Origin of the sequence: uncultured Lamprocystis sp. (genome assembly GCF_903933125.1) — a bacterium.
Taxonomy (GTDB): Bacteria; Pseudomonadota; Gammaproteobacteria; order Chromatiales; family Chromatiaceae; genus Thiodictyon.
Map to the genome: position 1 here is coordinate 1 of NZ_CAIZIZ010000456.1, position 6,895 is coordinate 6,895.

General features: G+C 63.6%; 5 protein-coding genes. 3 read left to right on the forward strand and 2 right to left on the reverse strand.

The window, feature by feature from the left end; all coding sequences use genetic code 11:
- Positions 1-724 precede the first annotated feature (724 nt).
- Together QZY03_RS24810 and QZY03_RS24815 are read left to right on the forward strand one after the other, a co-directional pair.
- Entirely contained in the window at positions 725-1,468 is a 744-nt protein-coding gene (locus tag QZY03_RS24810) for a methyltransferase domain-containing protein (RefSeq protein ID WP_295585596.1), read from the forward strand.
- 86 nt (positions 1,469-1,554) lie between these two features.
- The gene (locus tag QZY03_RS24815; RefSeq protein ID WP_295585597.1) at positions 1,555-2,322 is read left to right on the forward strand and encodes a Uma2 family endonuclease; all 768 of its coding nucleotides are present in this window, start codon (positions 1,555-1,557) and stop codon (positions 2,320-2,322) included.
- Positions 2,323-2,658: 336 nt separating this feature from the next.
- Here QZY03_RS24815 and QZY03_RS24820 read toward each other — a convergent pair whose 3' ends face one another.
- Positions 2,659-3,645 carry a YhdH/YhfP family quinone oxidoreductase gene (locus tag QZY03_RS24820; RefSeq protein ID WP_295585599.1) on the reverse strand — a complete coding sequence of 329 codons (987 nt, stop codon included), beginning with the start codon at positions 3,643-3,645 and terminating at the stop codon, positions 2,659-2,661.
- 235 nt (positions 3,646-3,880) lie between these two features.
- Positions 3,881-5,407, reverse strand: coding sequence for a fumarate hydratase (locus QZY03_RS24825; protein ID WP_295585600.1), 1,527 nt, complete (start codon positions 5,405-5,407; stop codon positions 3,881-3,883).
- A gap of 130 nt (positions 5,408-5,537) precedes the next feature.
- Between QZY03_RS24825 and QZY03_RS24830 the strand changes: the two genes are divergently transcribed.
- On the forward strand, positions 5,538-6,677 hold the full coding sequence (locus QZY03_RS24830; protein WP_295585603.1) for an AAA family ATPase: 1,140 nt from the start codon (positions 5,538-5,540) through the stop codon (positions 6,675-6,677).
- Positions 6,678-6,895: the final 218 nt, after the last annotated feature.

A 6,895-nucleotide genomic window follows, 5' to 3' on the forward strand; every position in this document is an offset into this window, starting at 1 on the left:
GCCATCAGGTCGCACGGCTTCAGCCAAGAGTCGTCGAACCCGACAATACTTCTTAGTGATGCTCTGATTGCCGATCATCTGTTTTTCATTTGAAAAGATACTTCAGCGTTTGTCTTAGTGATTCTCGATTTTAGCAGCGGACCGTGTTGAGGGTAGTGTCTGCGCCAGAGAATGATGCCTCACGATCGGCACTGATCAGCGACACTGAATAGACGCTCGCCGGGAATTGCTGGCAAGTAAACTAACACCCAAACATCCTACCCAGCGCTTGTAGCCCGGAGGACCGCGCTGTCTGATTCCGACTCCGGCTGGCGGTGTCAAGCGTCTCTTGGGGACCTACGTGGTCGGAACGTCAGGAACCAAGACCTAAAAAGACGCTATAAAAGTCAACACGACGCGTCGAAAACAGACCGTTGTCAGTATAGACTCGAAGAGATCCTCAAACCGTGATCTGGGTCACGTCTTGGTGATCTTGCCGAGTCCGTCTCGGATCGACCGATCGCTCATCTGCGGGCCGATAATCTGGCTAGCGGTTTGTCGGACTTACAGCGTAACAGATTGATATTTATCGATTTAATGACGCGCTGAAAAGGCGGCTAAACATCTGTTTATCAACCTGTTATCAGATTTTTTGCGTTTTTTTGCGTCCATTTGCGGAAATCAATTCCTTTTTAGTCGATCTTGTACCAGGGTACCAACACCAGACCGCAATCGGAGGCCCCGCGTGCAGACCACCACCACCCCGCCCAGGCTCCTGGCTGACCAGCAGACCGAGGCCTTTGACGTCGAGTATGTGATCCCCCAGTTGTGGGCGCTGATCGAGCCCCATCTGGAGCCGCGCCTGGCGCGGCCGTCGCGCTTTCTGGATGTCGGCGGCGGCAATGGCATCTTTACCGATCGGGTGCTCGATGCCTATCCACAGGCGGAAGGGGTCATCGTGGAGCCTTCCCAGACGCTGCGCGAGCGCAATCTGCCGCGTCCGTCCAAGACGTTGGTGAGCGGCACCTTTCAGGGCGCCGCATTTGATCCGCGGCACCGGTTCGACGTCATCTTCTTCAACTGGGTTCTGCACCATTTCGTGGCGGATACTTATCGGCAGACCCAGGCGCTGCAACTGCCGGGACTCATCGATGCGCGCAACCTGCTGGCACCGGACGGGATTCTGGTGATCTTCGAGAATTACTATCCCGGCCTGCTGATCGACGATCTGCCGTCGCGCCTGATCTACACGCTGACCGCGAGCCGCTTGCTCAAGGCCTTCACCCAGCGCTTGGGTGCCAATACCGCCGGGGTCGGCGTGTGTTTCCATTCGCTGCACGCCTGGTTGAACAAGGTCAGCCAAGCCGGGCTGACGGTCGAGGCCACCCATCCGGGGTATCGCTACGGCACCCTGTCGCCGACCAAGCGGCTGCTGCTCCACATGCGCAATGCGGAGGTCGGGGCCATCATCGCCAGGGCTGATGCTTGAACATGGGCCGGAACCCGCGGGTGGAAATCGGCTTCGGGGTTTCGTTATGCTACGGGTTGGGCTGACCCCAGAGGAGGACTCAACCGATGAATGCACTCCCGCATTACGACCCCGACGACCCCTATCCGGAGAGCGATGGACAGCCCATGGCGGAGAATACCGAACAGTATGAGTGGCTGGTCAAGATCAAGGAAAATCTTGAAATTCTCTTCGCCCAGGACCCCAATGTGTTCATCGCCGGAGATCTTTTCTGGTATCCGGTGCCCGACCGCCGCATCTCCGGACCGGTGGCGCCGGATGTGATGGTCGCGATCGGCCGACCGAAGGGCCGACGCGGTTCCTACAAACAATGGGAGGAGGGCGGTATCGCCCCCCAGGTCGTCTTCGAGATTCTGTCGCCGGCCAACAGTGCGATGGAAATGGCCGACAAGCTCGCCTTTTACGACACCTTCGGGGTCGAGGAATACTACGTCTACGACCCATCCCCCAACACCCTTGAGGTCTGGCTGCGCCAGGATGGGCGGTTGCGCCGGATGTCCCATCTCAGGGGCTGGACCAGCCCGCGGCTTGGAATCCGTTTCGCCCTGACCGGTGAGACGCTGGAGATATTCGATCCCCAGGGGCAGCCGTTCCGCAGTTCAGTGGAACTGGCGCAGCGTGCGCGCCAGGCCGCTTCTTTGGCTGAACAAGCGGTCGCTCGCGCTGATGAGGCGGACGCTCGCGCCGAGGAGGCCAGCGCACGTGCGGCGCAGGAGTCGATTCGTGCTGAACAGGCGACCGCGCGGGCAGAGCAGGAACGCGACCGGGCCGAACGTTTGGCCGAGCGTTTGCATGCGCTGGGCATCGAGCCCTGAGCTGGCTGCTAAACCGCGCCCAGCGCGGTATGTGATGTTCTTGGATGGGATCGGGCCGGGCAGACTCGACGATTGTTGGATCTGGCGCGGTTTAAGGTGATTTCCGACAATTTGGATAGCGGTCAGTGTAGGTGCGACTTCAGTCGCACCTGCGTCCGGGTCGGTGCGACTGAAGTCGCACCTACATCCGAACCGATGGTGGGTGGTATCTGGTATTCCGGAAATCACCTAAATTTTTAAAAAGTATAAAATTTTAAACCGCGTCTCCACCGAGGTTGGTGAAATCCCCAGGGCCAAACACACCATGAAGATTACGCATTTCGCGCTGGACGCGGTTTAAATCGCCACCAACACCCTCCCATGGGTCTTCCCGGCGAGTACCCGTTCGAATACCTCGGGTAGGTCCTTGAGCCCGACCGTCTCCGAAGCCAGCCCCTCCAGATTCCGCGGTTGCCAGTCAGCGGCCAGGTGCCCCCAGAGTGATTTGCGCAGCGGGTAGGGCACGTCGACCGAATTGCATCCCAGCAGGCTGACCCCGCGCAGGATGAAGGGCATGACGGTGGTGTGAAGTTCATGCCCGCCGACCAGCCCGATGCTTGCGATGTTGCCGCCGGGGACGACGGTGCGTGTGATCTGGGCCAGGAGTTCACCGCCCACATTGTCTACCGCGCCGCCCCAGCGGGCCTGCTCCAGCGGGCGCCGGGCCTCCGCCAGCGCGTCGCGCGGCAGGATCTGCGTCGCGCCCAGTCCCTGCAGCCAGTCGGCGAGTTCCGGCTTGCCGGAGATGGCCGTCACCTGGAAGCCGAGCCGCGCGAGGATCGCCACCGCCATGGCGCCGACCCCGCCGCTGGCACCGGTGACCAGCACCGGCCCCAGCGCCGGATCCTGCCCGTTGGTCAACATGCGGTGAACGGCCAGCGCCGCCGTGAAGCCGGCCGTGCCCAGGATCATCGCCGTGCGGGGATCGAGCCCGGCGGGCATGGGCACCAGCCATTCCGCCGGGCAGCAGAGATAGCCCGCGAAGCCGCCGTCATGGTCGAAGGTGAGGCCCCAGCCGGTGACGATCACGGCGTCGCCCGGCTGATAGCAGGGATGGGCCGACTGCTCCACGACGCCGGCGGCATCGGCCCCGCCGACCAGCGGGAAGGTGCGCAGAATCTTGCCGCGCCCGGTCCCGGCCAGGGCGTCTTTGTAGTTGACCCCCGAATAATGGACCCGGATCAGCACCTCGCCGTCCGCGGGGGTGGGCTTCGGCAAATCCTCAAGGCCGGCGTGGTGGCCGGCGGCGTCATGATGGATGCGAAAGGCGGGGTAGGTGGTCATGGTCGGATGCTCCTGTGAAACTGTTTAGGCGATTTCAGTCAAATCCTTGATCTGTAAAATGGTTTTCCGGCAATCGCCATGAGTGAAGTCCAGATCACTTTGTACCCGCACGACAGACAGGAGGTCGAGGCTTCAGCCGGACGCGGCGCCGCCCGCTAAAGCGTCGGCCTCCTGTCGAGTCGTCCCGGTCACCGGAGGGAGAGCAGACGTGGTACGAAGTTCTTCGGAAGTTGCCTTAGCCTGCGACAGCCACCGCAATCTTGCCGATGCGGGCCTGCCACTGCGCCGGGCCGGTGGTATGGACCGACTCGCCCCGGCTGTCGACTGCCACCGTCACCGGCATGTCTTCGACCTCGAACTCGCGGATCGCTTCCATCCCCAGGTCACCGAAGGCGACCAGCCGCGAGGATTTGATCGCCTTGGCGACCAGATAGGCCGCCCCGCCTACCGCCATCAGATAGACGGCGCCGTGACGGCGGATCGCCTCGATCGCCGTGGGGCCGCGCTCGGCCTTGCCGACCATGCCGATCAGGCCGGTCTGGCTCAGCATCTGCTCGGTGAACTTGTCCATCCGAGTGGCCGTTGTCGGACCGGCCGGGCCGACCACCTCGTCGCCCACCGGGTCGACCGGACCCACGTAATAGATGAAGCGCCCGCGCAGGTCCACGCCTTCCGGCAGACCCTCGCCGCTGTTGAGCAGGTTCACCATGCGCTGGTGGGCGGCGTCGCGCCCGGTCAGCAGCCGGCCGGAAAGCAGCAGGCGCTCGCCGGGCTGCCAGGTCGCGATCTCATCGCGGGTCACCGTGTCCAGATTCACCCGGCGGGCACCGGCGGTCGCGTCGTAGGCGATGGTCGGCCAGTCGGTCAGGCGGGGCGGCTCAAGCTTAGCCGGACCGCTGCCTGCGAGCGTGAAATCCAGATGTCGGGTCGCGGCACAGTTGGGGATCATGGCGACCGGCAGCGAGGCCGCGTGGGTGGGGAAGCTCAGGATCTTCACGTCCAGCACCGTGGTCAGACCGCCCAGCCCCTGGGCGCCGATCCCCAGCGCATTCACCTTCTCATAGAGTTCCAGGCGCAGTTCCTCGATGGGATCGGCGGCACCGCGGGCCTTGAGTTCCTGGATATCGATATGTCCCAGCAGTGACTCTTTCGCCATCAGCATCGCCTTCTCGGCCGAACCGCCGATGCCGATCCCGAGCATGCCCGGCGGGCACCAGCCGGCGCCCATGGTCGGCACCGTCTTGAGCACCCAGTCCACCAGACTGTCGCTCGGGTTCAGGATGGTGAACTTGGACTTGTTCTCCGACCCGCCGCCCTTGGCCGCGAGGCGCACCTCCACCTGATCGCCGGGCACCAGCTCCACATGAACCACTGCCGGGGTGTTGTCGCCGGTGTTCTTGCGGGCGCCGATCGGCGGGGACACGATGGACGCGCGCAGCACATTGTCCGGATGCTGATAGGCCAGCCGCACGCCGGCATCGACCATCTCCTGAATGCTCAGCCCCGTGTCCCAGCGCACCGCCATGCCGACCTTCAGAAAGACCACCACCGAGCCCGTGTCCTGGCAGATCGGCCGATGGCCCTCGGCGCACATGCGCGAGTTGATCAGGATTTGGGCCATAGCGTCCTTGGCGGCCGGGGATTCTTCCGCCTCGTAGGCTGCAGCCAGCGCCTGGAGATAGTCGCGCGGGTGGTAGTAGGAGATAAACTGCAAAGCGTCGGCGATGCTCTGGACGAAATCGGACTCGCGGATGGTGGTCATGGGCTTTTTATGGTAGCGGTTGAGGATCAGCGGATCTTAGCCCAGTTCGCAGTTTCTGGTACCTGGTTACCCGTTCGCTTACGAGCACCGTCTGCAATCACCGGGTGCAATCGCGGTATCCTTGGCGCTCATGGACCAATCGACCTTTAACGATCTGTGCCGCCTGCTGGAGCGGATCGAGCCACTGAAAGACCAGCGCCGGCTCAAGGCGCTGGTGTCTCTTGCCCTGCTGAACCACCAGGTGATCGGTGAGGTGCAGTGGGACGGCGCACCGGGGGTGGTGATCTCGGAGCTGATCCGCGCCTGCCGGGACTTCGACCAGCCCACCGAACAGGGTGAGACGCCCCTGTGCGCCTTGCTTGGCGCGCTCCGTGATGAGGGCCTGGCCGATGGCCGGGTCAAAGCGGACTTCGACCGCCTGCGGGAGCGCCTGCGCTGTTCCGGCCCCGTGGTCGACTGGCCCCATGACCCCTATCCCGGCATGTTGGCCCTGGACCACACCCAGGCGCCAATCTTCTTCGGCCGCACCGCCGAGACCGCGGACCTGCTGGCGCGCCTGCAGACGCCCCAGGGCAAGCGCCTGCTGGTGGTCGCCGGCGCCTCGGGGTCCGGCAAGTCCTCCCTGGTCCGCGCCGGCCTCTGGGGCACCCTCAAAGACCCCGCCCGCACCCCGATCGCCGGTTCCGCGGGCTGGGTGATCACCGCGATGAAGCCTTCGCAGCCACGCCTTGATCCCCTGCAGAATCTGGTCTATAGCCTCGCGCCGGCCGGCATCCCCGGCCTCGGCGATTCGCACCAGGAAGCGGCGGCCCTGCGCACCACCCCCGCGGGCCTCGCCGAACTGACCAGGCGGGTGCTTGCCGGGCGACCCGCCGGAGCCTGCTGGCTGCTGATCGTCGATCAGTTCGAGGAACTCTTCACCAGCATCGCGGACGCCGAGCGGCAGGCCCTTCTGGATACCCTGCTCCCGGTCCTGGGTCAGGTCGGTTACCCGCGCCTGGTGATCACCATCCGGTCGGATTTCCTGGACCGCTGCATCGCAGACCCCGGCCTGCGCCTCGCCTTCAACGACTGCGCCCAGTACGGCGTCGGCGCCCCCGGCCCGGCGGCCATGACCGAAATGATCGAGGGTCCGGTGCGGGGGCGCACCCTGGCCCGGCCGGTCCGGCTGGTCGACGCCCTGACCAACCGGCTGGTCAGGGACGCGGACCGCCAACCGGGCGGGCTCGCCCTGCTCGCCTTCGCTCTCAAGGATCTATATAGTGCCTGAAAGTAAACCGCAAAACATCAATGTGCGCAATCTGTTATAATCTGACCCCAAGATCGAAGTTGGTGCCGCGCGCTCTCGATGGGGCGCGAGTGAAATCCGTAACCAACTGATTTGCAAAAGCCAAGATGTACACGACACCGGTTTCTCAGGGGCATTCGGCCCCAAACCGAATCAGAACCCATGAAACTTCGTCATTCGATACCCCATGCGCCAGGTCA

Excerpts from the sequence above, each read along its gene's own strand:
- QZY03_RS24820 (WP_295585599.1), bottom strand. The coding sequence starts at position 3,645 with ATGACCACCTACCCCGCCTTTCGCATCCATCATGACGCCGCCGGCCAC.
- QZY03_RS24830 (WP_295585603.1), top strand. The coding sequence starts at position 5,538 with ATGGACCAATCGACCTTTAACGATCTGTGCCGCCTGCTGGAGCGGATC.
- QZY03_RS24815 (WP_295585597.1), top strand. The coding sequence starts at position 1,555 with ATGAATGCACTCCCGCATTACGACCCCGACGACCCCTATCCGGAGAGC.
- QZY03_RS24825 (WP_295585600.1), bottom strand. The coding sequence starts at position 5,407 with ATGACCACCATCCGCGAGTCCGATTTCGTCCAGAGCATCGCCGACGCT.